At 59.0% G+C, this 25,803-nt stretch carries 17 protein-coding genes, 3 tRNA genes and 3 rRNA genes; 6 read left to right on the top strand and 17 right to left on the bottom strand.

Going from position 1 to position 25,803, the window contains the following annotated elements; translation table 11 throughout:
* Nucleotides 1-79: 79 nt before the first annotated feature.
* Nucleotides 80-1,657, top strand: coding sequence for a 4-alpha-glucanotransferase (malQ, locus tag AC127K_RS12355; RefSeq protein ID WP_483720824.1), 1,578 nt, complete (start codon nt 80-82; stop codon nt 1,655-1,657).
* 2 nt (nt 1,658-1,659) lie between these two features.
* On the opposite strand, the gene AC127K_RS12350 is transcribed toward malQ, so the two are convergent.
* Nucleotides 1,660-3,180, bottom strand: a complete 1,521-nt coding sequence (locus AC127K_RS12350; RefSeq protein ID WP_483720823.1) for an oligosaccharide flippase family protein — start codon at nt 3,178-3,180, stop codon at nt 1,660-1,662.
* A 126-nt stretch (nt 3,181-3,306) separates the two neighbouring features.
* On the opposite strand from AC127K_RS12350, the gene AC127K_RS12345 reads away from it, so the two are divergent.
* The 5 genes from AC127K_RS12345 (at nt 3,307) to AC127K_RS12325 (ending at nt 11,900) form a co-directional block, all read left to right on the top strand.
* Complete coding sequence (locus AC127K_RS12345) at nt 3,307-4,128, top strand: purine-nucleoside phosphorylase (protein ID WP_483720822.1); 822 nt, start codon at nt 3,307-3,309, stop codon at nt 4,126-4,128.
* A gap of 172 nt (nt 4,129-4,300) precedes the next feature.
* Nucleotides 4,301-5,125, top strand: a complete 825-nt coding sequence (locus AC127K_RS12340; RefSeq protein WP_204648575.1) for an Mrp/NBP35 family ATP-binding protein — start codon at nt 4,301-4,303, stop codon at nt 5,123-5,125.
* A 19-nt stretch (nt 5,126-5,144) separates the two neighbouring features.
* On the top strand, nt 5,145-5,624 hold the full coding sequence (gene mscL, locus AC127K_RS12335; protein WP_294541889.1) for a large conductance mechanosensitive channel protein MscL: 480 nt from the start codon (nt 5,145-5,147) through the stop codon (nt 5,622-5,624).
* A gap of 230 nt (nt 5,625-5,854) precedes the next feature.
* On the top strand, nt 5,855-10,405 hold the full coding sequence (gltB, locus tag AC127K_RS12330) for a glutamate synthase large subunit (protein ID WP_483720821.1): 4,551 nt from the start codon (nt 5,855-5,857) through the stop codon (nt 10,403-10,405).
* Nucleotides 10,406-10,418: 13 nt separating this feature from the next.
* Nucleotides 10,419-11,900, top strand: a complete 1,482-nt coding sequence (locus AC127K_RS12325) for a glutamate synthase subunit beta (RefSeq protein ID WP_483720820.1) — start codon at nt 10,419-10,421, stop codon at nt 11,898-11,900.
* A gap of 89 nt (nt 11,901-11,989) precedes the next feature.
* Here the strand turns inward: AC127K_RS12325 and AC127K_RS12320 are convergent, their stop codons facing one another.
* From AC127K_RS12320 to AC127K_RS12245, 16 genes are all read right to left on the bottom strand, one after another.
* Nucleotides 11,990-12,289: an aminoglycoside adenylyltransferase domain-containing protein gene (locus AC127K_RS12320; protein ID WP_483720819.1), complete on the bottom strand. Its 300-nt coding sequence runs from the start codon at nt 12,287-12,289 to the stop codon at nt 11,990-11,992.
* A 24-nt stretch (nt 12,290-12,313) separates the two neighbouring features.
* Entirely contained in the window at nt 12,314-12,823 is a 510-nt protein-coding gene (locus AC127K_RS12315; protein WP_483720818.1) for a hypothetical protein, read from the bottom strand.
* Nucleotides 12,824-12,911: 88 nt separating this feature from the next.
* Nucleotides 12,912-12,986, bottom strand: a tRNA-Glu gene (locus tag AC127K_RS12310).
* A 14-nt stretch (nt 12,987-13,000) separates the two neighbouring features.
* A 5S ribosomal RNA gene (rrf, locus tag AC127K_RS12305) occupies nt 13,001-13,117 on the bottom strand.
* Between the two features lie 100 nt (nt 13,118-13,217).
* Nucleotides 13,218-16,050: ribosomal RNA gene (locus tag AC127K_RS12300) — 23S ribosomal RNA — on the bottom strand.
* 198 nt (nt 16,051-16,248) lie between these two features.
* A tRNA-Ile gene (locus AC127K_RS12295) sits at nt 16,249-16,325 on the bottom strand.
* A gap of 3 nt (nt 16,326-16,328) precedes the next feature.
* Nucleotides 16,329-16,404 (bottom strand) — tRNA-Ala (locus tag AC127K_RS12290).
* Between the two features lie 160 nt (nt 16,405-16,564).
* Nucleotides 16,565-18,079 (bottom strand): 16S ribosomal RNA (locus AC127K_RS12285).
* The 16S, 23S and 5S rRNA genes sit together here with 3 tRNA genes alongside, the layout of an rRNA operon.
* A 509-nt stretch (nt 18,080-18,588) precedes the next feature.
* Nucleotides 18,589-19,356 (bottom strand): sigma-70 family RNA polymerase sigma factor, encoded by a 768-nt coding sequence (locus AC127K_RS12280; protein ID WP_294542450.1) that lies wholly within the window; start codon nt 19,354-19,356, stop codon nt 18,589-18,591.
* A 34-nt stretch (nt 19,357-19,390) separates the two neighbouring features.
* Nucleotides 19,391-19,825 (bottom strand): anti-sigma F factor, encoded by a 435-nt coding sequence (gene spoIIAB / locus AC127K_RS12275; protein WP_294542451.1) that lies wholly within the window; start codon nt 19,823-19,825, stop codon nt 19,391-19,393.
* Between the two features lie 19 nt (nt 19,826-19,844).
* The gene (locus AC127K_RS12270; protein WP_294542452.1) at nt 19,845-20,141 is read right to left on the bottom strand and encodes an anti-sigma factor antagonist; all 297 of its coding nucleotides are present in this window, start codon (nt 20,139-20,141) and stop codon (nt 19,845-19,847) included.
* A gap of 148 nt (nt 20,142-20,289) precedes the next feature.
* Nucleotides 20,290-21,588: a bifunctional folylpolyglutamate synthase/dihydrofolate synthase gene (locus AC127K_RS12265; protein WP_294542453.1), complete on the bottom strand. Its 1,299-nt coding sequence runs from the start codon at nt 21,586-21,588 to the stop codon at nt 20,290-20,292.
* Nucleotides 21,585-22,181 (bottom strand): VanZ family protein, encoded by a 597-nt coding sequence (locus AC127K_RS12260; RefSeq protein ID WP_483720817.1) that lies wholly within the window; start codon nt 22,179-22,181, stop codon nt 21,585-21,587. The genes AC127K_RS12265 and AC127K_RS12260 overlap by 4 nt, the downstream gene beginning before the upstream one ends.
* 195 nt (nt 22,182-22,376) lie before the next feature.
* Nucleotides 22,377-23,585: an aspartate kinase gene (locus tag AC127K_RS12255; protein WP_294542458.1), complete on the bottom strand. Its 1,209-nt coding sequence runs from the start codon at nt 23,583-23,585 to the stop codon at nt 22,377-22,379.
* Between the two features lie 27 nt (nt 23,586-23,612).
* Entirely contained in the window at nt 23,613-24,506 is an 894-nt protein-coding gene (gene thrB, locus AC127K_RS12250; protein WP_294542459.1) for a homoserine kinase, read from the bottom strand.
* A gap of 19 nt (nt 24,507-24,525) precedes the next feature.
* On the bottom strand, nt 24,526-25,755 hold the full coding sequence (locus AC127K_RS12245; RefSeq protein ID WP_483720816.1) for a homoserine dehydrogenase: 1,230 nt from the start codon (nt 25,753-25,755) through the stop codon (nt 24,526-24,528).
* Nucleotides 25,756-25,803 lie beyond the last annotated feature (48 nt).

The raw sequence follows: 25,803 nt of genomic DNA, 5'->3' as shown, positions 1-25,803 counted from the left end.
GCACGGGGGGACCCGCGCTTGTTTTTTCCCTTTTTTGTGTGTATGATGGAAACCAGAATTCAGGAAAGGCGGAATCAGCGTGACTCGTTCCAGCGGTATTCTTTTGCATTTGTCCAGTCTGCCGTCGGCCACCGGCATCGGCACCATGGGGCGTGAAGCCCGGAAATTTGTGGATTTTCTCGCCCTGGCCGGACAGCGGTACTGGCAGATTTTGCCCGTATGCCCCACCAGTTACGGGGACAGCCCCTACCAGTCTTTTTCGACCTTTGCGGGCAACCCTTATTTCATTGATCTGGATCTGCTGGCCAGGGACGGCCTGCTGGAACCGGAGGAGTACAAGGACATGGATTGGGGCGGCACCCCCGACCAGGTGGACTATGCCGTCATCTACGAAAAGCGGTATCCCGTGCTGCGCAAGGCCTGCACCCGGCTGCGGGCTGCCCCGCCTGCGGACTATGAAGCTTTCTGCCGGGACAATGCGTTCTGGTTGCCGGATTATGCCCTTTTCATGGCGCTGAAAACCGCCCACAAGGGCGCGGCCTGGCATGACTGGGAGCCGGAACTGGTGCGGCGTGACCCCGCCGCCCTGGAAGAGGCCCGCCGCACCTGCGCCGACGAGATCGGCTTCTGGCAGGCGGTGCAGTATCTGTTCTTTACCCAGTGGTCCGCCCTCAAGACCTACGCCAACGAAAAAGGTGTGCAGATCATCGGTGACCTGCCCATCTATGTGGCGGCGGACAGTGTGGATGTATGGGCCAGCCCGGAGGAGTTCCAGCTGGACGAGGATCTGCTGCCCACCGAGGTGGCCGGCTGCCCGCCGGACGCCTTTTCCGCCACCGGTCAGCTGTGGGGCAATCCGCTGTATGACTGGGAGGAAATGAAAAAGACCAGGTACGCCTGGTGGGTACGGCGCATCCGCCATACCTGTGAAATCTACGATGTGGTGCGCATCGACCACTTCCGGGGCTTTGCCGGGTACTATGCCATCCCCTACGGCGACGAGACCGCCGTGGGCGGGCGCTGGCGCACCGGCCCGGGCATCGACCTGTTCCGCACCATCGAGCGGGAACTGGGCCGCCGGGAGATCATCGCCGAGGATCTGGGCTTCCTGACCCCGGACGTATACGAGCTGCTGGCTGCCACCGGCTACCCCGGCATGAAGGTGCTGGAGTTCGCTTTCGACAGCCGGGACGGCGGCGGGTATCTGCCCCACAGCTATCCCCGCACCTGCGTGGCCTACACCGGTACCCATGACAACGAGCCGGCCAACGGCTGGTTTGCCAACACCAACGAATATGCCCGGGCCCGAGCGGTGGATTACCTACAGCTGACCGAGGCCGAAGGATACAACTGGGGCATGCTGCGGGGCATCTGGTCCAGTGTGGCGGACCTGGCCATCGTGCAGGCCCAGGACATTCTGGGGCTGGGCTGCGAAGCCCGGATGAACACCCCTTCCGTCCCCAGCGGCAACTGGAGCTGGCGGGCGCAGCCCGGTGTGTTCACCCGGGAACTGGCCAAAAAGCTGCGCCACCTGACCGAAATCTACGGCCGCACCGATTTCTGGGATGTATTCCCGGAGGAAGAGCCGGAGGAGGACGAAGATACCAAAACGGAGGAACCGGAAACGGCCGAATCCGAAACTACCGAGACAGACTGAAATCAGTTTTCCTGCCGCCCGGTGCCCAGCCGCACCAGGGCGGCTTTGTTTTTGCGCCAGGTGAGCAGCAGCGGGATGCCTGCCCCCAGCAGAAACGCCGCCATCTCTGCCGCCAGTCCCAGCGGCGTGTCCGGCAGAAGGCGGCGCAGCCAGAGCACCGGTGTCAGTCCGATCCCCGCCAGGGCCGCGGGCAGGATAAACCAGGCCGCCCAGTCCATACGCATGGATGCGCAATGGAGCATCCGGTGCAGATTGAGGGTACAGGTGAGCAGGTTGGAGGCCGCCATCACCCCGAAAAATCCCGCGATGCCATACCGGGGAATCAGGGCCGACATGGCCAGGATGCGCAGGGCGGAATCCAGCACCGAGTAGCGGAAGGTGGCCAGCTGCTCCCCCATCCCTTTCAGGATGCCGTCCACCATGCTTTCCAGGTACATGAAGGGAGCGATGAATCCCAGCACCCGCATATACTGCCCCACGGCTTCCTCGTGGTACAGCAGCACGGCCAGGGGCTCGCCAAAAAGCACCAGCCCCGCGCCTGCCAGCACCGAGAACAGCCCTGTCAGGGTCATGGCGGTGTGGATGAGGCGTTCCCGGGCAGCGGTATCCCGTCGGGCCCCCGCCCGGGCGATCTCCGGCATGAGCAGGCCGGACAGCGCCGCCAGCACCGAGAAGGGGAAAAAAATCAGGGGCATGGCCATTCCCTTGACCGCACCGTACTGGGTGACAGCGGCGGTGCGCTGGCCCAGGTAGAGGGTCAGGCACAAGGGAATCAGGCTGCTTTCCATGGCCTGCAGGGCGCTGGCCAGAAGCCGGCTGCCGCACACCGGCAGGGCAATGCCGAAAAGTTCCCGCCGGGTAAAGCCCCGGGCCGGGTCCCCGGCAGCCGGACGAAAGGCCGGTTCCCGCCGTGCAAACACGGCCATGAGCAGGCAGGAGACCGCCTCGCTCACCGTGTTGCCGATGAGCACCGCCCCGCAGGCGTACCCGGCCCCCCAGGCCGCCAGACGGGACAGGGCAAAGGCCGCCACCCCCATGCGCACCAGCTGTTCCGCCAGTTGGGCGGTGACGTTGGGTTCCACCCGCCGTCTGGCCAGAAAGCACCCACGCAGCGCTCCGGCCACCGCCATGAAGGGCAGGCTGGGGGCCAGGATCCGCAGTCCCAGTTCTGCCCGGGCATCGTGGAGCATCCAGTGGGCCAGGGGCTCCGCCAGGGCAAACTGGGCCAGCATGGCCAGGGTGCCGAAACAGGCCGCCGCGCTGACCAGGCCCCATAAGGTGGGGGCTATCCCCCACCCCCGGGCCAGACTCTGGGCCGCCAGCCGGGTGGAGGCCACGTTGACCCCCGCCGTGGCCAGAGCCACGAACACCCCGTACACCGCCAGGATCAGCTGGTACAGGCCCATGCCCTCGCCGCCCAACCAGCCCGCGATATACACCCGGAACACCATGCCCAGCACCCGCAGGGCAAAGCCCGCCGCGGTGAGCAATGCCGCGTTTTTCAGATAGGTCCTGATGCGCATCGGGCTCCCTCCTTCCCCCTTATGGTCCTGTTGGGGATATATGCGCACCGCAGCCTGTCTATGCTTGCCGCCCGGGGCGGGTCCATGGTAAAATAAAGGCAACAAAACAAAGAGAGGTACCGTCTTATGACCCAACTGGAAACCATCCGCGCCGCCGCTGATTATCTGCGCACCCGCCTGCCCGAAGCCCCCGAGATCGCTCTGGTGCTGGGGTCCGGCCTGGGCGGTCTGGCTGACCGCATCGAAAACCCGGTGTACATTCCCTACGGGGAAGTTCCGGGTTTTCCCGTCTCCACCGCCCCGGGCCATGCAGGCCGGTTTGTGGCCGGACGTCTGGCCGGAAAGGCCGTGCTCTGCATGCAGGGCCGGTTCCACTATTATGAGGGCCACGACATGGCCGCCATCGCCCTGCCGGTACGGGTCATCAAGGATCTGGGCTGTCGGGCGCTGGTGCTGACCAACGCCGCCGGGGGCGTGAACTATGATTTCTCAGTGGGAGATTTCATGCTCATCACCGACCACATCAATTTCATGGGCGCCAATCCGCTGCGGGGCGCCAACGAGGAGGAGATCGGCCCCCGGTTCTGCGATATGAGCCGGGTGTATGACGCCGGATTGCAGGAACTGGCCCGCAAGGTGGCCGGCGAAAAGGGCCTGACCTTGCGGGAGGGCGTGTACCTGGGCTACATGGGGCCCAGCTACGAAACCCCCGCGGAGATCCGGGCGTTCCGCACCCTGGGTGCCGACGCCGTGGGCATGAGCACCGTGCCGGAAGCCATCGCCGCCGCCCACTGCGGGCTGCCGGTGCTGGCCCTGAGCCTGATCACCAACATGGCGGCGGGCATGACCGGCAAACGGCTGTCCGGCGAGGAGGTCATCGAGATTGCCAACCGCCGGGGTCCGGTGTTCCAGGACCTGGTGGAGGGCATGGTGGCCGCCATGGCATGAGCCTTCGGCCCTTGCTTTTTTACACCAAACCATGTAGAATAGAATACGTCCGATTATGCCGGACAGGCAGGCCCCGCCGGGGTTTTCCCGCGGGGTTTTCGTCTGCCGGTGACCGGACGCAGAATATGCAAAGTGCCGGGGCTTTTCCCGGCCCAAAGGAGACTTGTTTGCAATGAGCGAAGCGTGTAATCACGATTGCAGCAGCTGCACCGCCAACTGCGACCACCGCGCGCCCGAACGGGAAGCCCCCCACGCCAAGAGCCACATCAAGAAGGTCATCGGCGTTGTGTCCGGCAAGGGCGGCGTCGGCAAGAGCATGACCAGTGCCATGCTGGCTGTTTCCATGCGTCGTCTGGGTCACACCGCCGGCATCCTGGACGCGGATATCACCGGACCTTCCATCCCCAAGCTGTTCGGCGTACATGGTCCGGCAATGGGCGGCGAGGACGGCATCTACCCCATCAAGAGCCGCACCGGCATTGATATCATGAGCATCAACCTGCTGCTGGAGGATGAACAGGCCCCCGTGGTGTGGCGCGGCCCGGTCATTGCCGGCGCTGTGAAGCAGTTCTGGCAGGAAGTGATCTGGGAGGATGTGGATTTCCTGTTTGTGGATATGCCTCCGGGAACCGGCGACGTGCCCTTGACCGTCTTCCAGACCCTGCCGGTGGACGGCATCATCATCGTGTCCAGCCCCCAGGAACTGGTGGGCATGATCGTGGGCAAGGCCGTGCAGATGGCCGAGATGATGAAGATCCCCATCCTGGGCATTGTGGAAAACATGAGCTATGTGGTCTGCCCCGACTGCGGCAAGCATATCTCTGTGTTCGGCGACAGCCATGTGGATGAGACCGCCGCCCGCTACAAGCTGCCCGTACTGGCCAAGATGCCCATTGACCCCGAACTGGCCAAGGAAGCCGATGCCGGCATGATCGAGACCTTTGCCGGGGATTACCTGGACGGCGCCGCCAAGGCCGTGGCCGACCTGCTGAAATAAGATCCGGGAGGCTTTTACCATGCCTGTACAGGAAAAACTGCATGTGCAGCAAGGGCTGGAAACTTCCAAGAAGTTTCTGGATGAGTTCAAGGCATTCGCCCTCAAGGGCAATGTCATCGACATGGCCGTCGGTGTCATCATCGGCGCTGCCTTCCAGTCCATCGTGTCCTCTCTCACCGGGGACATCCTGAACCCGCTGCTGGGCATCGCTTTCTCCACCGATTTCAGCAATGTGGTCATTCCGCTGCCCAACGGCGCTGACCCGCTGCGCATCGGTGCCTTTATTTCGGCAGTGATCAACTTCCTGATCATGGCCTTTGTGCTCTTCTGTCTGGTGAAATTCATGGGCCGTCTCATGCGGTTGGGCCAGCACAAAAAGGCCGCCGAAGCCAAGGCGGAAGCCCCCAAACCGGCCGCTCCCACCCAGGAAGAATTGCTCGCCCAGATCCTGGCCGAGCTCAAGGCACAGAATGCGGCGGAAAATGCAAAATTAAATTAAGTTTCATGGCTTGTTTTTGAATTTGCAAAGGTTTCGACTTTAATTTCATAAGATTCTTTTGATTTTCGATTGCCAAGCGGTCCTTCCTATGATATAGTGTAGGCAGGAACAAGGACGTTCGTCTGCTGGAGGTGTATGCCTCCGCATACGGACGTCTTTTTTGTTGCGGGACCGGTCCCCAAAAAAGACTCCCGCAGCATGGCGTTTATCGCCGGGAAGGAGAGGTACCAGTGCAAGACTTTACCACAAGCAAGCAGCCCATTGGGCTGTATGACCCGAGATTTGAGCACGATAACTGCGGTATCGGCGCCGTGGTGGACATCAAGGGCCGCAAGAGCCACAAGACCATCGACGATGCTTTGCAGATCGTGGAACATCTGGAGCACCGCGCAGGCAAGGATGCCGAAGGCAAGACCGGCGACGGCGTGGGTATTCTGCTGCAGATTGGCCACAAGTTCTTCAAGAAGGTGGCGGACGAAGCCGGTATCGCCCTGGGCGAAGAGCGTGAATACGGCGTGGGCATGTTCTTCTTCCCCCAGGAAGAACTGCGCCGCAACCAGGCCAAAAAGCTGTTTGAGATCATCTGCCGCAAGGAAGGCCTGAACTTCCTGGGCTGGCGCGCCGTGCCGGTGTGCCCCGAAATCCTGGGCCACAAGGCCCGCTCCTGCATGCCCAGCATCTGGCAGGGCTTTGTGGAAAAGCCCGCCCGGGTGCAGCCCGGTCTGGACTTTGACCGCCGCCTGTATGTGGCCCGCCGGGTCTTTGAGCAGTCCAGCCCCGAGACCTATGTGTGCAGCCTGTCCAGCCGTACCATCGTGTACAAGGGCATGTTCCTGGTGAAGGAGCTGCGTTTGTTCTATCCCGACCTGCAGGATACCGACTATGAATCCGCCATCGGCATGGTGCACAGCCGGTTCTCCACCAACACTGCGCCCAGCTGGAACCGCGCCCACCCCAACCGCATGATCCTGCACAACGGCGAAATCAACACCATCCGGGGCAACGTGGATACCATGCTGGCCCGCGAGGAGACCATCGCCAGCAGCTGCCTCAAGGACGACATGGCCAAGGTGCTGCCCATCGTGAACCAGGACGGCAGCGACTCCGCCATGCTGGACAACACCCTGGAGTTCATGGTCATGAACGGCATGGATCTGCCCCTGGCTGTGATGGTCACCATTCCCGAGCCCTGGAGCAACAACGACAGCATGGATCCCAAGAAGCGCGCTTTCTACCAGTACTACGCCACCATGCTGGAACCCTGGGATGGTCCGGCTTCCATCCTCTTCTCCGACGGTGATGTGATGGGCGCTGTGCTGGACCGCAACGGTCTGCGCCCCTCCCGCTACTATATCACCCGTGATGGCCGCCTGATCCTCTCCAGTGAGGTGGGCGTGCTGGATGTGGACCCCGCCGAGATCGTCTGCCGTGACCGTCTGCGTCCCGGCAAGATGCTGCTGGTGGATACCGTGAAGGGTGAGCTGGTGGACGACGACCGCCTGAAGGCCGACTACGCCAGCCGCCAGCCTTACGGCGAATGGCTGGACCGCAACCTGGTCAACCTGAAGGATCTGAAAATTCCCAACCAGCGGCCGCCGGAACCCAACGCCCAGGAGCTGGTCCAGCTGCAGAAGGCTTTTGGCTACCGGTACGAGGACGTGACTTCCATGATCCTCCCCATGGCCAAGAATGGCGCCGAACCCTCCGGTGCCATGGGCAGCGATACCCCGCTGGCTGTGCTCAGCCACACCCATCCCCCGCTGTTCGATTATTTCAAGCAGATGTTCGCCCAGGTCACCAACCCGCCCATCGACGCCCTGCGTGAGAAGGTTGTCACCTCCACCACCGTCTATGTGGGCGCCCAGGGCAACCTGCTGGAAGAAAGCAGCGAGAACTGCAAAGTCCTGAAGATCAACAACCCCATCCTCACCGAGACCGACGTGCTGAAGCTGAAGGCCATGAAGGTCCCCGGTTTCAAGGTGCAGACCGTCTCCATCTGCTACTACAAGAACACCGACCTGGAAAAGGCCATCGAACGCCTGTTCGTGGAAGTGGACCGCGCCTACCGGGACGGCGCCAACATCCTGATCCTCTCCGACCGGGAGATTGACGAGTACCATGTGGCCATCCCCAGCCTGCTGGCCGTGGGTGCGGTTTCCAAGTACCTGGTGCGCACCAAGAAGCGCACTGCCATGGCTCTGGTACTGGAAAGCGGCGAGCCCCGCCTGGTTCATGACTTTGCCACCCTGCTGGGCTACGGCGCCTGCGCCATCAACCCCTATCTGGCGCAGCAGACCATCCGCCAGCTCATCGACGAGAAGCTGCTGGACAAGGACTACTACGCCGCCGTGGAAGACTACAACCACGCCGTGCTGGCCGGCATCGTAAAGATCGCCTCCAAGATGGGCATTTCCACCATCCAGTCCTACCAGGGCAGCCAGATCTTTGAGGCTCTGGGCATCAGCAAGGCTGTGGTGGACAAATACTTCACCAACACCGTTACCCGTGTGGGCGGCATCACCCTGAAAGACATCCAGGATGATCTGGAAGAGCGCCATCAGAAGGCTTACGATCCCCTGGGCCTGGGCACCGATACCGAGCTGCCCAGCCTGGGTCTGCACAAGTTCCGCAGCGGTCCCCAGGCGGAACAGCACCTGTACAATCCCCAGACCATCCATCTGCTGCAGCAGGCCTGCTGGACCGGCGACTACTCCAAGTTCAAAGCCTACACCGAAGCCATTGACAACACCGGCTCCGATGAGATGCATCTGCGCAGCCTGCTGACCTTCCGTTATCCCGAACAGGGCGTGCCCATTGACGAGGTGGAGAGCGTGGACAGCCTGGTCCGCCGCTTCAAGACCGCGGCCATGAGCTACGGTGCCCTGTCTGCCGAAGCCCACGAGTGCATGGCCATCGCCATGAACCGTCTGGGCGGCAAGAGCAACACCGGCGAAGGCGGCGAGTTCGAGGACCGCTACGGCACCGAACGGAACTCCGCCATCAAGCAGGTGGCCTCCGCCCGCTTCGGCGTCACCAGCAAGTACCTGGTTTCCGCCAGCGAGATCCAGATCAAGATGGCCCAGGGCGCCAAGCCCGGTGAGGGCGGCCAGCTTCCCGGTGGCAAGGTCTATCCCTGGGTTGCCAAGACCCGTCACTCCACCACCGGTGTGGGCCTGATCTCTCCCCCGCCCCACCATGATATCTACTCCATCGAGGACCTGGCCCAGCTGATCTACGACCTGAAGTGCGCCAACCGCAAGGCGGCCATCAACGTCAAGCTGGTCAGCGAGGCCGGTGTGGGCACCATCGCTGCCGGCGTGGCCAAGGCCGGCGCCGAGGTCATCCTGATCTCCGGCTTTGACGGCGGCACGGGTGCTGCTCCCAACAACTCCATCCACAACGCCGGTCTGCCCTGGGAACTGGGCATTGCCGAAGCGCACCAGTGCCTGATCATGAACGGTCTGCGCAGCCGCGTGCGTATTGAGGCGGACAGCAAGCTGATGAGCGGCCGCGACGTGGCCATTGCTGCCATGCTGGGCGCCGAGGAATTCGGTTTCGGCACTGGGCCCCTGGTGGCCATGGGCTGTGTCATGATGCGTGTGTGCAACCTGGACACCTGCCCCATGGGCATCTGCACCCAGAACCCCGAGCTGCGCCGCAACTTCAAGGGCAAGCCGGAATATGTCATGAACTTCATGCGCTTCATGGCCCAGGAACTGCGGGAATACATGGCCCGCCTGGGTGTGCGACGTCTGGAAGATCTGGTGGGCCGCACCGATCTGCTGGCCATCAAGGAAGAGCCCGCCGGCAGCCGTGCCAGCGAGCTGGATCTGACCCCGCTGTTGAGCAATCCGCTCATCGAGAACACCAGCGTCCACTTTGATCCCAAGGATGTCTACAACTTCGGCCTGGAAAAGACCCCGGACATGAAGGTCCTGATGAAGAAGTTCAAGAAGAGCTTCGACATGGCCGAGCCTAAGCCCATGCGGGTGGAACTGACCGTGGGCAACACCGATCGTGCTTTCGGCACCATCTTCGGCAGCGAGATCACCGCCAAGTTCGGCAACACCCTGCCCGATGATACCTTCCATGTGCTGTGCCACGGCTGCGGCGGTCAGAGCTTCGGCGCGTTCCTGCCCAAGGGCCTGACCCTGGAGCTGGAAGGCGACTGCAACGACTATCTGGGCAAGGGACTTTCCGGCGGCGAGATCGTGGTGTATCCGCCCAAGAGCGTGACCTATGACCGCAGCCAGAACATTGTCATCGGCAACGTAGCCCTGTACGGCGCCACCAGCGGCAAGGCTTTCATCAACGGTGTGGCCGGCGAACGCTTCTGCGTGCGCAACTCCGGCGCCACCGCCGTGGTGGAAGGCGTTGGTGACCATGGCTGCGAATATATGACCGGCGGCACCGTGGTGGTGCTGGGCAAGACCGGCAAAAACTTTGCGGCCGGCATGAGCGGCGGTATCGCTTACGTCCTGGACGAGGACTGGGATTTTTACCAGCGCGTCAACAAGGACATGGTCAGCCTGGAGCCCGTGGAGCACAAGTATGACGTGGCTTTGCTGAAAGATCTGATCCGCGAACATGTGGAACGCACCGGTTCGCCCCGCGGCAAGGAGATCCTGGATGATTTCGGGGCATATCTGCCGCGCTTCAAGAAGGTCCTGCCTCACGACTACGACAAGATGCTGCGCCTGATTGCCCAGATGGAAGAGAAGGGCGAGGACAGCGAGCAGGCCCAGATCGAAGCCTTCTACGCTATGAAGAACGCCAAATAAGGAGGGGCACACCATGGGAAAACCGACCGGATTTTTGCAGATCGAACGGCAGACCAGCACCGAGCTGCCGCCGGAAGAACGCATTTGCAACTTTAACGAATTTCATCTGCCCCTGCCCTCTGACGAACAGCAGGCCCAGGGTGCCCGCTGCATGGACTGCGGCGTGCCCTTCTGCCAGAGCGGCATGATGGTGGGCGGTATGGCCAGCGGCTGTCCGCTGAATAACCTGATTCCTGAGTGGAACGACCTGGTGTATCAGGGCCGCTGGGATCTGGCGCTGCATCGCCTGCGCGCCACCAACCTCTTCCCCGAATTCACCAGCCGGGTCTGCCCTGCTCTGTGCGAAGCAGCCTGCACCTGCGGCATGGCCACGGGCAATCCTGTCACTGTCAAGGAAAACGAACACGCCATTGTGGAGTACGGCTATGAGCACGGTCTCATCCAGCCCGAACCGCCCGCTGCCCGCACCGGCAAGAGCGTGGCTGTGGTGGGCGCCGGCCCTGCCGGTCTGGCCGTGGCCGACTTGCTGAACCGCCGCGGTCACAGCGTAACCGTTTTTGAGCGGGAGGACCGCGTGGGCGGCCTGCTGATGTACGGCATTCCCAACATGAAGCTGGAGAAGTCCGCCATCGACCGCCGCGTGGCCATCATGAAAGCGGAAGGCATTGAGTTTGTGCTGAACACCAATGTGGGTGTGGATATCAGCAAGGAAGAACTCACCAGCCGCTATGATGCAGTGGTTCTGTGCTGCGGCGCCAAGCAGGCCCGCGATCTGGCTGTGCCGGGGCGCGAAGCGGAGGGCATCTACTTTGCGGTGGATTACCTGACCAGCGTTACCCGCAGCCTGTTGGATTCCAACTTTGCGGACGGCCGCGCCATCTCTGCTGAAGGCAAGCGTGTGCTGGTCATTGGCGGCGGCGACACCGGCAACGACTGCGTGGGCACTGCCATCCGCCAGCACTGCGCCGACGTACTGCAGCTGGAAATGATGCCCTGTCCCCCGGCCCAGCGCGCCCCCGGCAACGACTGGCCGGAATGGCCCCGCATCCTCAAGACCGACTACGGTCAGCAGGAAGCCATCGCGGTGTTTGGCCGCGATCCTCGTGTCTATCAGACCACGGTGAAGGAATTTCTGAAGGGTGAGGACGGCCGCGTATATGGCGCGGTTCTCTCCAAGCTGGAAAGCCGTGTGGTGGACGAAGCCACCGGCCGCCGTGCTATGGTTCCCACCGGCGAGGAAGAAACGGTGGAGTGTGAGCTGGTTCTGATTGCTGCCGGCTTTACCGGCTGCGAAAGCTACACTGCCGAAGCTTTTGGCCTGGAACTGACGCCCCGCGGTTGCGTGGCCGACCACAACTTTGCCACCAATGTGTCGAACGTCTTCACCTGCGGTGATATGCGCCGCGGTCAGAGCCTGGTTGTCTGGGCCCTGCGGGAAGGCCGCGATACCGCCGCTGTGGTGGATCGTTTCCTGATGGGGTATACGAACCTGTAATCACCAAATAGAACGCGCAGAGCGCCTCTGTGTTGCCTTTCCGGCAATACAGGGGCGCTCCTTTTTGCATTCATATCTATTCTATTGCTTCAATTACTTATCGTATTTTCCTGATCTTCAGAACCATTTCCGGTCGTATGATCTACTCTTCCCTGCTTCCAACGATTCCACATTTCGGCAATAAACTGGCGGACAGGATATTGCCGGATATCCACAAAAGTGCCTCCGGCATAGGCCGTCAAGGCGGCTTCCACCAACGACCGGTATTCCGAAGGCAGATGCCGCAGCCCCCACTCCCCGCCTTCTTGCTTGCAGAGCAGCTGGCCATCCTCCAGGCAGGCCAGGGCACGGCAAAAATTCAGGACATAATAGACTGGCTGATCTTCCATATTCTGGGCCGCATCTGCCAGGTCTCACTGTATGCTGTCCAGCAGCCATAGCCTCGGAATCGGTGCAAACACCTGCTTCGCAGGAGCACCCAACAGAGCCCTTCCCCTGGACCGTACCATGGAAAAATGCACAATTAGATCCGGGTCTGTTCTGGGCATACGGGCCAGCTGTCCCTGTGGGTCCTGGGCATAGGACTCGACATATAAGGGTGAAAAATGGAATTCAAAAGCCGGACTCCGCTGTGGATTTTCGCACACCGCCTTGGTCACCACGCTGAGTTCCAGCCCCTTTGGCGGACATAGCGGCTGCAGGGCAAGGCATGTGTCGATCATTGCGGTTTTCGCCGCTATCCCTAATGGCTCGGCGGTCACAATCAGGCAATCCACATCCCCGGTATTCCAATTGAAGCAACCCATAGCTACAGAACCATGCAAGTAAATGCCTGTCAAATTTTCGCCTAAAGCGTCTTCCACTGTTTCGTATAGTCGCTGGATGAGCAAGGACAAACGGCGCTGTTCCTCTGATTGCTGCATGTCTGTTTCCTCCCTATTGGCGGGCAAAAGCAATATAAAAAAAGAAATCCGAACCTCTTACCATAAAGGTTTGAGATTCGGATTTACTTGGTGACCCGTACGGGAATCGAACCCATGTTAACGGCGTGAGAGGCCGCTGTCTTAACCGCTTGACCAACGGGCCATAATAAAAAGAGAAGCCGGCATCTACCTATTTTCACAGGCCGTCTCCAGCCAACTATCTTCGGCACGAGTGAGCTTAACTTCTGTGTTCGGAATGGGAACAGGTGGATCCTCACCGTCATCGACACCGGCCATTTGCATGACCTTTATCGGCTATGCTTCTCTTTTTCTGAGGTATATACCCTCAAAACTGAATATCGAACTGCTGGCAAATGAAGTACTCTAAGAAAATGGGGTCAAGCCCTCGACCTATTAGTACACGCTAGCTGAACGGATCACTCCGCTTACACTGTGTGCCTATCAACCTTGTAGTCTTCAAGGGGTCTTACCTGATTGACTCAGTGGGATATCTTATCTTAAGGTCGGCTTCACGCTTAGATGCTTTCAGCGTTTATCCGATCCGAACATAGCTGCCCAGCTGTGCCACTGGCGTGACAACTGGTGCACCAGAGGTTCGTCCATCCCGGTCCTCTCGTACTAGGGACAGCGCCTTTCAAATATCCTGCGCCCACGACAGATAGGGACCGAACTGTCTCACGACGTTCTGAACCCAGCTCGCGTACCGCTTTAATTGGCGAACAGCCAAACCCTTGGGACCGAATACAGCCCCAGGATGCGATGAGCCGACATCGAGGTGCCAAACCTCCCCGTCGATGTGGACTCTTGGGGGAGATCAGCCTGTTATCCCCAGGGTAACTTTTATCCGTTGAGCGATGGCATTTCCACTCACATACCACCGGATCACTAACTCCGACTTTCGTCTCTGCTCGACCCGTCAGTCTCGCAGTCAGGCTGGCTTTTGCGTTTGCACTCTCTGGCATGGTTTCCGTCCATGCTGAGCCAACCTTTGAACGCCTCCGCTACTCTTTAGGAGGCGACCGCCCCAGTCAAACTGCCCACCTAACAATGTCCCCCGCCCTGATTCAAGGGCGCAGGTTAGAATTCCAATGTCGCAAGGATGGTATCCCAACGGCCACTCCACTAAGGCCAAAGCCCTAGCTTCCCAGTGTCCCATCTATCCTGTGCATGCAACACCGAAACCCAATATTAGGCTACAGTAAAGCTCCATGGGGTCTTTCCGTCTTGTCGCGGGTAACCGGCATCTTCACCGGTACTACAATTTCGCCGGGCGGGCTGTTGAGACAGTGCCCAGATCATTACGCCTTTCATGCGGGTCAGAACTTACCTGACAAGGAATTTCGCTACCTTAGGACCGTTATAGTTACGGCCGCCGTTCACTGGGGCTTCAATTCAATGCTTGCACATCTCCTTTTAACCTTCCAGCACCGGGCAGGCGTCAGCTCGTATACGTCATCTTTCGATTTAGCACAAACCTGTGTTTTTGGTAAACAGTTGCCTGGGCCTATTCTCTGCGGCTCACTCTCGTGAGCACCCCTTATTCCGAAGTTACGGGGTCAACTTGCCGAGTTCCTTAACAACCCTTCTCCCGTTGGCCTTAGAATCTTCTTCCTACCTACCTGTGTCGGTTTGCGGTACGGGCACCTTAGATGTACACGCAGCTTTTCTCGCCTCTCTTCCAGCCAGACTTCGGTACTAATTTTCCCTCGATCACTACCGGAACCAACACCCGGCTCTGACCTTCAAAAAGTGTCCCTGCGCTTAAATCTTTCGGTGGGGACGGAATCTCTACCGTCTGTGCATCGGCTACGCCTTTCGGCCTCACCTTAGCTCCCGCCTAACTTGGAGCGGACGAACCTTCCTCCAAAAACCTGAGGCTTTCGGCCATGCAGATTCTCACTGCATTCGCGCTACTCATTCCGGCATTCTCACTTCTGTACACTCCACGACCGCTTACGCTATCGTTTCTCCGCGTACACAACGCTCCCCTACCCCGCGTCTTACGACGCAGCCTAAGCTTCGGTTTGTATCTTAGCCCCGTTAAATTTTCGGCGCAGAGACGCTCGACCAGTGAGCTATTACGCACTCTTTGAATGAGTGGCTGCTTCTGAGCCAACATCCTGGTTGTCTGCGTATCTCCACATCCTTCTCCACTTAGATACAATTTGGGACCTTAGCTGTAGATCTGGGCTGTTTCCCTCTTGACAATGAGATTTATCTCACACTGTCTGACTCCCATGCATCAATATTCCGGCATTCTTAGTTTGATAGGCTTCGCTACCCTCTCGGGCGCTAGGCCATTCAGTGCTTTACCTCCGGATATCTAACATGAGGCTAGCCCTAAAGCTATTTCGGGGAGAACCAGCTATCTCCGAGTTCGATTGGAATTTCTCCGCTACCCACAATTCATCCGCCGCCTTTTCAACGGAGGTCGGTTCGGCCCTCCATGAAATTTTACTTTCACTTCAGCCTGATCATGGGTAGGTCACCCGGTTTCGGGCCCATTGCACGCTACTGAACGCCCTATTCAGACTCGCTCTCGCTACGCCTCCGGTCCTGAAGACCTTAAGCTCGCAACGTACAATCGCTCGCCGGACCGTTCTACAAAAAGTACCATATCACCCGTTGACGGGCTCTATGTGCTTGTAGGCACAAGGTTTCAGGTTCTATTTCACTCCCCTCCCGGGGTCCTTTTCACCTTTCCTTCACAGTACTATACGCTATCGGTCACTGGGTAGTATTTAGGGTTGGAGGGTGGTCCCCCCATATTCCGACCAGGTTTCACGTGTCTGGCCGTACTCTGGATCCTGCGCAGCTGTTCAAGTTTTCATCTACGTGACTCTCACACTCTTTGGTGGGCCTTCCCATGCCCTTCGATTAACCATTCCAGTCCTAAAAGCAGTCCATACCCCGGAAGGATTTCTCCCTCCGGTTTGCCCTCTTCCGCGTTCGCTCGCCACTACTGACGGAATCTCATGTTGATGTCTCTTCCTCGCCCTACTTAGATGTTTCAGTTCAGGCGGTTCCCTCCGTGAACCTATGGATTCAGTGCACGGTGACGATGTATGAGCATCGCCGGGTTGCCCCATTCAGAAATCCCTGGATCAAAGGATGTTTGCTCCTCCCCAAGGCTTATCGCAGCTTACCACGTCTTTCATCGGCTCCCAGTGCCAAGGCATTCTCCTTGCGCCCTTTCTAGCTTGACCGTTTTCCTTAGATTGATTCTCCATTTGCCAACAAGATTTTACCGCTTGGTGAAATTATAGTGTTTCAATAATTTTACTTGGGTAATAACATTTCTGTTATCTTGTTTCGCAGTTCTATATTCAGTTTTCAAGGTACATACCGGGTAGCAAACTACCCACATAAGGACTCTTGGGATGCCCCGTCACCGGAGCATCCGGTGGTGGGCTGAAATGGACTCGAACCATCGACCTCTCGGTTATCAGCCGAGTGCTCTAACCAGCTGAGCTATCAGCCCGGATGGTGGAGATAAAGGGATTCGAACCCTTGACCCCCTGCTTGCAAAGCAGGTGCTCTCCCAACTGAGCTATACCCCCGCGCTTTCCAGCGTTTCGGGTTTCGCTGCCCTTATGCTGAAGATCTTTCAGAAACCTCTCAAGAGGCTTCCGCAAGGCCTTCAAAATTGAACAATCCTGAAATTTGCTTACCTGTCCGTAAGAACTGAGACCAGCTCACTTCTTACGTCTGACTCCCTAGAAAGGAGGTGATCCAGCCGCACCTTCCGATACGGCTACCTTGTTACGACTTCACCCCAATCACCAGTTTTACCTTCGGCCGCGTCCTCCTTGCGGTTAGACTACGGACTTCGGGTCCCCCCGGCTCTCATGGTGTGACGGGCGGTGTGTACAAGGCCCGGGAACGTATTCACCGCGGCATGCTGATCCGCGATTACTAGCAATTCCGACTTCATGCAGGCGAGTTGCAGCCTGCAATCTGAACTGAGACGTTGTTTTTGAGTTTTGCTCCACCTCGCGGTATCGCTTCTCTTTGTTAAACGCCATTGTAGTACGTGTGTAGCCCAGGTCATAAAGGGCATGATGATTTGACGTCATCCCCACCTTCCTCCGTTTTGTCAACGGCAGTCTCGCCAGAGTCCTCTTGCGTAGTAACTGGCAATAAGGGTTGCGCTCGTTGCGGGACTTAACCCAACATCTCACGACACGAGCTGACGACAACCATGCACCACCTGTCTCGATGTCCCGAAGGACTTCATACATCTCTGTACTATGCATCGGATGTCAAGACCTGGTAAGGTTCTTCGCGTTGCTTCGAATTAAACCACATACTCCACTGCTTGTGCGGGCCCCCGTCAATTCCTTTGAGTTTCAACCTTGCGGTCGTACTCCCCAGGTGGATTACTTATTGTGTTAACTGCGGCACTGAAGGGGTCAATCCTCCAACACCTAGTAATCATCGTTTACGGCATGGACTACCAGGGTATCTAATCCTGTTTGCTACCCATGCTTTCGAGCCTCAGCGTCAGTTGGTGCCCAGTAGGCCGCCTTCGCCACTGGTGTTCCTCCCGATATCTACGCATTCCACCGCTACACCGGGAATTCCGCCTACCTCTGCACTACTCAAGGCCAGCAGTTTTGAAAGCAATTTATGGGTTGAGCCCATAGATTTCACTTCCAACTTGCCGGTCCGCCTGCGCTCCCTTTACACCCAGTAATTCCGGACAACGCTTGCCACCTACGTTTTACCGCGGCTGCTGGCACGTAGTTAGCCGTGGCTTTCTTGTACGGTACCGTCATGATTCGTCCCGTACGACAGGAGTTTACAATCCGAAAACCTTCTTCCTCCACGCGGCGTCGCTGCATCAGGGTTTCCCCCATTGTGCAATATCCCCCACTGCTGCCTCCCGTAGGAGTCTGGGCCGTGTCTCAGTCCCAATGTGGCCGTTCAACCTCTCAGTCCGGCTACCAATCGTCGCCTTGGTGGGCCGTTACCTCACCAACTAGCTAATTGGACGCGAGTCCATCCTGAAGCGAATAAATCCTTTTCCCGCTGTGCCATGCGGCACTGTGGGCTTATGCGGTATTAGCAGTCGTTTCCAACTGTTGTCCCCCACTCCAGGGCAGGTTACTCACGCGTTACTCACCCGTTCGCCACTAAACTTGAAAAAGCAAGCTCTCTCAAGTTCCGTTCGACTTGCATGTGTTAGGCGCGCCGCCAGCGTTCGTCCTGAGCCAGGATCAAACTCTTTATAAATGGTATTTAATCACTTACAAAGTGTTAAATCGCTGTAATTTCTCAGACACAATCGCTTGCGTCCTGTTGAATTACTTGTTCTTTTGGAATTGATTAAAGTGTTTTTCCAAACACTGTAAGGTTCCACAAGTTTCAGGTTTGTTCAATTTTCAAGGTCCTGCTTGGCGCCGCCCTCATCGGGACAGCTTATTTATTATATCTCGCAAAGTTCTTTTTGTCAAGCACTTTTTTGAGATTTTTTTGAGCCGCGAAGCTCCTTCGAGCTTCTTTTCTCAGCGCCTGCCGTCCCTCGCGAGACAGCTTAGTTATAATACCACCACAACAGGCATTTGTCAACATCTTTTTTCAAGATTTTTCAAAAAGCTTGCATGTGGTTTGCCAGTCTTTTACCGGCATGGTAAAAGTGTACCATGTGTTTTTCATTTCGTCAACAAGTTTGCGTCGCTATAACGCAAATTTGGCGTTTTACCAATTCAGGATATCTCTGATTGGATAAAACGCCCAAAAAATCATACTTTTGTTTTTGCCTTGCGTTTACCGGATTTTTTCTCTTCCACCTTTTCCCCTGTCAGCTCCATCCGCATCCATTTGAGTATCTTGCGTTCCCGGCGCGATATCTGAACCTGGGTTGTATGAAGAACCCGGGCGGTTTCGCTTTGGGTCTTTCCGCCGAAGAACCGAAGCCGGATCAACGCCTTGTCCTGCGCAGGCAGCTTATCCATGACTTCCCTCAGTCCGATATGCTCCGACAGCTTCTCTTCCGGGGAATCTACCGGAATATCCCACTCCCGATTCCCGTCCTCGCTTTCGGTGGGGGTCAGGGAGACAACCGGCATGGAGGCTCGAATCGCCATGGCCACCTGTTCCGGGCTTGTCCCCAGCGTTTCGGCCAGCTGGGTGACGCCGGGTTCCGAGCCGGTCTGCTTGAGAAAGCGTTCCCTCTCGGCGTTGATCTTGAGCCCCAGTTCCTTGAGGGAGCGGCTGACCTTGACGGTGCCGCCATCCCGGAAAAGCTTTTTGATTTCGCCCAATATGACCGGCACCGCATAGGTGGAGAAGCAGACGCCCCGTTCCGGATCAAATCCGTCGCAGGCTTTGACAAGGCCCAGGCAGCCCGCGGCATACAGATCCTCATACTCAATACCGCGGCCGGTAAAGCGTCCTGCACAGGTACGGGCAAGACCAAGATTTCGCTGAATGAATTCCTCCCGGGGAATGCGGTCATACAAAGCCGTGGTGTTGGCCTGACCGGACGCAGCGGATACGGGTAGGGACATGACGGTGACCTCCTTATCTGTTCTATGTAGGAAGTCAGCCCTTGGCCTCCAGCTTTTTGGACATGGTGACCCTGGTGCCGCGCCCCGGAGTGGAGCTGACCTTGATCTTGTCCATAAAGCTCTGCATCACCGCAAAGCCAAGACCGGCCCGCTCATCCGGGTTGCCGGTGGTGTACAGCGGTTCCATAGCTTTGCCTACATCCGGTATCCCGATTCCCCGATCGGTAACGGTGATGCGCACAAGGCCGTTTTCATACAGGGCCGCGGTGAGAGTGACCTGCCCCACCGACTCCGGATAAGCGTGCACAATACAGTTTGTGACTGCTTCGGACACTGCCGTCTTGATATCCGCCAGCTGCGGAACTGTGGGGTCTGCCTGGGCCAGAAAAGCAGCCAACGCCGCCCGGGCAAAGCTTTCGTTGACGCTACGGCTGAGAAAGGTAAATTTGACCTGATTGAGCATCTTCATAAATCATGTATTCCTCCGTTTATACATAAGTGATCCGGGCCAGATCCAGCATACGCCGGACAGCGGCGGGCGGGTTCTGCACCGTCAGCCGCCCGCCCAGGGAAGCCATATACCGGCCCCGCCCCAGGATGAGTCCCACGCCGGAAGAATCCATAAAGGTAACACCCGAAAAATCCAGCGTCAGCAATTCCGGCATCCGCGCGTCGATCTGGGCATCGATCTCCCGCCGCAGCCCCTGGGCCGCATGATGGTCGATCTCCCCCGAAAGATAGGCTGCCAGGGTGCCGCTGGCGGGCACAAAACAGATTTTCGCCAAGTTTGTCCACCTCGATCAATCCAAAAGAAAACGCCCCGTAGGCTGGTTTGTACTACCAGTATACGGGGCACGAAAGAAATATTTTGTTGAAACGGGGCGCCGCATGCAAAAGGTCGCGCCCTGGTTTTGGATGAGGATGCGAATCAGATCAGTTTTCCGCTTCTTCCAGCAGGATGGGGCGGGCTTCAGCGGCAAGGTACAGGCTGCCGCAAACGACCACACCGGCCAGATTGTGGAAATCCGCATAGTCCACAGCCTTACGGATGGCTTCCCGCACAGTGCCGCCCACCTCGGCATCCAGGTGGAAGCGGGCCGCATGTTCCAGTTCCTCCGCCGTCATAGCGCGGGGGCAGTCCGGAGTGACCGTAAAGACCTTGTCAAAAGTTTTGGAAAGAGCTTCCAGCATAGGACCGTGGTCCTTGTCTTTCAGAACTCCCATCACCCCCACCAGGTTGCCTTCATAGCCGGCTTCCGACAGGGTGGACGCCAGGGCGGAAGCGCCATCGGGGTTGTGGCAGCCGTCCAGCAGAAGCAGCGGATGCCGGCGGATCACCTCGATGCGGGCGGGCATATGGGCCGCTTCCAGACCTTTCTCAATGGCTTCATCCGAAATGTCGTAGCCGTACTGCCGCCAGAGGGTCAGGGCGATCTCGATGGCCATGGCCGCATGATTGGCCTGGTGCTTGCCCGGGAAGGACAGCATGACCCGGTATCCGCCGTAGTCGATATAGTTCTGCAGCGGGCGGCATTTCAGCGGCAGAATGTCCTCCAGGTCCGGGGTCTGGATGGAGGTGTGTGCCTGGGCGGCTGCGGTGAGCAGCGGCCCCATGGCTTCGGGGGGCTGGTCGGGGTAACAGATCACCGCGCAGCCCTCCTTGATGATGCCGGCCTTTTCCGCTGCAATAGCGGCCAGGGTATCCCCCAGCACATCCATGTGGTCCATCCCGATGCGGGTGATGGCTGCCACCAGAGGCGCCGGGATGGCATTGGTGGCATCGAACCGGCCGCCAAGGCCGGTTTCCAGCACCACAAAATCGCACTTTTCCCGGGCGAACCAGAGCAGCGCAATGGCAGTGACCACCTCAAACTCCACCGGAGAGGGTTTGCCGGCAGCGCACAGATCATCCACGGCGTCCAGCACCTCCTCCGCCAGATCACCCAGGGTCTGGGGAGGGATCATCTCGCCGTCGATCTGGAAGCGTTCCCGGAAGTCCAGCACATAGGGGCTGATGGTAAGACCGGTCTTGTAGCCGGCATGAGTCAGGATGGACGCCGTCATGGTGGACAGTGTCCCCTTGCCGTTGGTACCGGCAATGTGGATGCATTTCAGCTGATTTTCAGGGTTGCCCAGAGCGTTCAGCAGCGCGTGCATGCGCTCCAGGGTCGGGGTACCTGTGCCCATACGGGGCAGAGCATGAATAGCCTGTACGGCCTGTTGTTCGGTCAAAGCAGTTCCCTCCTGTTGGGATTTTCGTGATGAGGCGGTTGGGCGGTGATGCGGTCTTCCTCCTGTTCCCGGAGAAGGCGCTCCCGCTCGGCGCGCAGACGTCGATTTTCCTTTTTGATGCGGTGGAAAGCGCCGATGGCCCGCACGATGAGCAGCAGGACCAGGGCCACGAACAGACCGCATACCACGCCGGCCATGTCGATCCAGACGTCGGTGACCTGGGAAGAGCGGCCAGGAATAAAGCGCTGGATGGTCTCATCCATCAGGGCCGTGGTCATACCGCCCAGCAGCGGCCAGCTCACATGCCGCACAAAATGGCGGGTGTACACTCGCAGACAGAGCATGAGCAGAAAGCCTTCCAGCGTGAACTCCGCAAAATGGGCCAACTTGCGCACCGTATGCTGGGACAGCGGCCCCAAACCTACTTTGCCCAACAGCTCATTCAGCATGCGCATGACGGCCTGACTGCGGGCGGAAGAAAGTTCCCCCGCCTGCAGGGAATTGCGGAAGATGAAGACGACACAAGCGATCAGCGCAATGGTGAAGATGAGACGAAAGGCGATCAGCCATGGACTGGTTTTTTGATGTTCCATACCAATTCCTTTACTTTACAGTTTCTGGGTTGCATACGGGTTCCTATGATTATAGCACCCGGGATGCCGTCAGGCAAGCCGGACACGGCAAAAGCGGAACCGCTGCGGCATCTGTCCCGCCCGCCGCAGCCGCGGCAGGCAGAGGCAGGCACAGACAGCGGCCCCGCTTGCAGGTGTTTGTTCAGGTCAGGCGCATTACTGGATGAAAGCGTCATGGATGGCGGCAACAGCACGGTCGGCATCCGTCTTTTCAATGATGACGCTGATCTTGATCTCGCTGGTGGAGATCATGCGAATGTTGATATTCTGGTTGGACAGCGCTTCAAACATGGTGGAGGCAACACCGGGATGGCTCTGCATGCCGGCGCCCACCACGCTGACCTTGGCGCAGGTCTTATCCACGGCAATGTCACCGCCGCCGAAACGGCTCTTGTGGTCTTCCAGCACGTTGACGGCGCTCTCGGCGTCGGTCAGGGGCACGGTAAACACCAGATCCTTGGTATCAGCAGTGCCGGCAGAGCTCTGCAGGATGATGTCCACGTTGATATTGCGCTGGGCCAGCAGGCTGAACACCTTGAAGGACATACCCGGCACATCGGGCACTCCCTTGATCGAGATCACGGCTACGTTGTCGTCCTTTGCAACGCCTTTGATGAGCATACCTTCCACTTTCGTTTCCTCCTTCACGATGGTTCCCGGAATGGGATTGATGCTGGAGAGAACCTCCAGCTCGACGCCGTACTTCTTGGCAAGTTCGACGCTGCGGTTGTTCAGGACCTGGGCCCCCAGAGAGGCCAGTTCCAGCATTTCGTCAAAGGTGATCTCCTTGAGCTTGGTGGCCTTGGGGATCTTGCGCGGATCGGCGGTGAACACGCCTTCCACGTCAGTGAAGATCTGGCAGCGGTCTGCATGCAGGGCAGCCGCCAGCGCCACAGCAGAAGTATCGCTGCCGCCGCGGCCCAGGGTGGTGATATCATCGGAACGGTTGAGGCCCTGGAAGCCGGCCACCACCACCACGCGGTTGCGGGCCAGCTCGCTTTCCACACGTTCGGTGTTCAGCCGCTTGATGCGGGCCTTGGAATAGGAGCGGTCGGTGACGAAACCGGCCTGCCAGCCGGTGAGGCTGACGGCGGAGACGCCGATCTCCTGCAGGGCCATGGCCAGCAGGGCGATGGAGATCTCCTCGCCGGATGCCAGCAGCATATCCATCTCACGGTGGGACGGGTCGCTGGTGATCTCGGCTGCCTTGGCGATCAGGTCATCGGTGGTGTCGCCCTGGGCAGACACCACCACGACCACGTCGTTGCCCGCGTTGCGGGTGTTGGCAACGATGCGCGCCACATTGAAGATGCGGTTGCGGTCCTTGACGGAGGTGCCGCCGAATTTTTGTACAATCAATGCCATTGGTGAAGTTCCTCCCCTTCTATGCTGTCACGCCTCAACGGTCGCGCCGGTATTGTCGGCCAGCAGGCGATAGACGGTAAAATGACGGAGTTTTTCGGTCTGGGGCAGCGCTTCCCGCGCCTGCTCGAAGAACTCCTGGTCGTCCTTGTGGACGACCGCAATGATGGTGGGGCCGGCGCCCGAGATATACACGGCCTGGGCTCCCAGGTCCTGGGCCAGCTCAAACATTTCCTCCCCGCCTTCAATGAGGGGCAGACGATAACGCTGGTGCAGGGCGTCCTTGGTGGCCACACCCAGCAGGCCGTAGTCGCCGTCGCAGAACGCAGCGGTGGCCAGCGCCGCCCGGGACAGGTTGTAGACAGCATCCTTATGGGAGACCATCTGAGGCAGCGCTGCCCGGGCCTTGGAGGTGAGCAGGCGGAAATCCGGCACAAAGGCCGCGAAGGCCAGGTCGGGGTCGATGTTCTTTTTGACGGTATAGACCAATCCCTCATCATACACGCTGGTGACAAAGCCGCCCAGCATGGCGGGCGCCACGTTATCGGGATGGCCTTCGATGGCGGTGGCCAGGGTGAGCATCTGCCGCTGGGTCAGCGGCTTGCCCAGCAGGGCGTTGGCTCCCAGCAGGCCCGCCACGATGCAGGCGGAGCTGGAACCCAGGCCCCGGGCCATGGGGATATCATTGCGCTGGGTGATGGTCAGCCCTTTCAGAGGCACACCCAGCTGGTCGTATACGGCCCGGGCGCTGCGGTAAACCAGGTTGTTGGCGCCGCCCGGAACGTGGGTATCATCCAGAGAGGTGATGTGGATGCGGTCGGACTCCTCAAAGGTGAACACATTGTGCATGGAAAGGGCCAGTCCCAGGGAGTCGAAGCCGGCGCCCACATTGGCGCTGGTGGCGGGTACGGTTACGGTGACCATAGTTGTTCTCCTCCCCTGCTTACGCTTCCATCTGTTTGAGGAACAGTTCCACATGACCGCCCAGCAGGGCGACCTTCTCGCAAACGGCATCCATCACCGCGGGAGTGGCATTCAGCATACGGTAGCTGACCCCCTCCGGACCTTCGTCCACCGGGGAGCCGGGGCCGGCCAGCGAGGCCAGCACGGCGGCAGAGATGCCCTTGGCCCGGATGTACCAGGAATATGCGGCGTTGTCGGGCAGCATACCCTCCCGCTTGGGCGCGGGCTGCCAGAACAGGCTGTCATGAATCTTGGCGCCGTCTTTCAGGGCGTCAATGACATCAGCCACCACGGCGCTGGCGGTGGGCAGTTTGCCGGCGCCCTTGCCGTAGAAGATCACATCGCCCAGCATATCGCCCTTCATGAGGACGGCGTTGAACACATCGTCCACGTTGGCCAGCTGGTTGGAATCCGGCACCAGCATGGGCTCCACCCCTGCGGAAACGCTGCCGTCGAGCAGTTCCTTGTACCAGGCAATGAGCTTGATGGCGCTTTCCAGCTTTTCCGCCGCCTTGATGTCGGCCACGGTGATCTGGCGGATGCCCCGGGTGGGGATGTTATCGGGATAGAGGGCGGAGCCGCTGGCCAGAGAACCCAGAATGGCGATCTTGCGGCAGGCATCCCGGCCGTCCACGTCGTCACTGGGGTCTTTTGTCTCGGCGTAACCCAGCTGCTGAGCAATCTTGAGGGCTTCGGCAAAGCCCATGTTTTCCCGCTTCATCTTGGTGAGCATGAAGTTGGTGGTGCCGTTGACGATGCCCTGAATGGAGCTGATATGGTTGGCGGCCAGACACTGGTGCATGGGGGTGATGATGGGTGTGCCGCCGCCCACGCTGGCTTCAAACAGGAAGGCCGCGTTGTGCTGGCGGGCCAGCGCCAGCAGTTCGGCGCCGTAGGTGGCCACCATCTCCTTGTTGGAGGTGCAGACGCTGCGGCCACTTTCCAGACAGCGGCGCACATATGGGTAGGCGAACTTAGTGCCGCCGATGGTCTCCACCACCACCCGGATTTCCGGGTCGGCCAGGATGATGTCCAGGTCCTTGACGAACAGGGCCGCGTCCGGCGAACCGGAGAAGTCACGCACATCCAGGATATATTTGACTTCCACGGGTTCTCCCACACGTCGGGCAATGGATGCCGCATTGCGGCGGCAGACTTCCAGCACGCCGCTGCCCACGGTGCCGAACCCCATGATCGCGATTTTTGCCATAACTACACTCCCTCTCACATTCTATGCCGCGCCATGCCGCGGTGGGCA

This window comes from Subdoligranulum sp. DSM 23681, from assembly GCF_057005535.1.
This window is presented reverse-complemented; position numbering and strand designations above follow the sequence as displayed.

Bases quoted from the DNA above. Each gene is read 5' to 3' on its own strand.
- AC127K_RS12350 (WP_483720823.1), bottom strand. From the start codon at position 3,180: ATGCGCATCAGGACCTATCTGAAAAACGCGGCATTGCTCACCGCGGCG.
- AC127K_RS12345 (WP_483720822.1), top strand. From the start codon at position 3,307: ATGACCCAACTGGAAACCATCCGCGCCGCCGCTGATTATCTGCGCACC.
- AC127K_RS12340 (WP_204648575.1), top strand. From the start codon at position 4,301: ATGAGCGAAGCGTGTAATCACGATTGCAGCAGCTGCACCGCCAACTGC.
- mscL (WP_294541889.1), top strand. From the start codon at position 5,145: ATGCCTGTACAGGAAAAACTGCATGTGCAGCAAGGGCTGGAAACTTCC.
- AC127K_RS12325 (WP_483720820.1), top strand. From the start codon at position 10,419: ATGGGAAAACCGACCGGATTTTTGCAGATCGAACGGCAGACCAGCACC.
- AC127K_RS12320 (WP_483720819.1), bottom strand. From the start codon at position 12,289: ATGGAAGATCAGCCAGTCTATTATGTCCTGAATTTTTGCCGTGCCCTG.
- AC127K_RS12315 (WP_483720818.1), bottom strand. From the start codon at position 12,823: ATGCAGCAATCAGAGGAACAGCGCCGTTTGTCCTTGCTCATCCAGCGA.
- AC127K_RS12280 (WP_294542450.1), bottom strand. From the start codon at position 19,356: ATGTCCCTACCCGTATCCGCTGCGTCCGGTCAGGCCAACACCACGGCT.
- spoIIAB (WP_294542451.1), bottom strand. From the start codon at position 19,825: ATGAAGATGCTCAATCAGGTCAAATTTACCTTTCTCAGCCGTAGCGTC.
- AC127K_RS12260 (WP_483720817.1), bottom strand. From the start codon at position 22,181: ATGGAACATCAAAAAACCAGTCCATGGCTGATCGCCTTTCGTCTCATC.
- AC127K_RS12255 (WP_294542458.1), bottom strand. From the start codon at position 23,585: ATGGCATTGATTGTACAAAAATTCGGCGGCACCTCCGTCAAGGACCGC.
- thrB (WP_294542459.1), bottom strand. From the start codon at position 24,506: ATGGTCACCGTAACCGTACCCGCCACCAGCGCCAATGTGGGCGCCGGC.
- AC127K_RS12245 (WP_483720816.1), bottom strand. From the start codon at position 25,755: ATGGCAAAAATCGCGATCATGGGGTTCGGCACCGTGGGCAGCGGCGTG.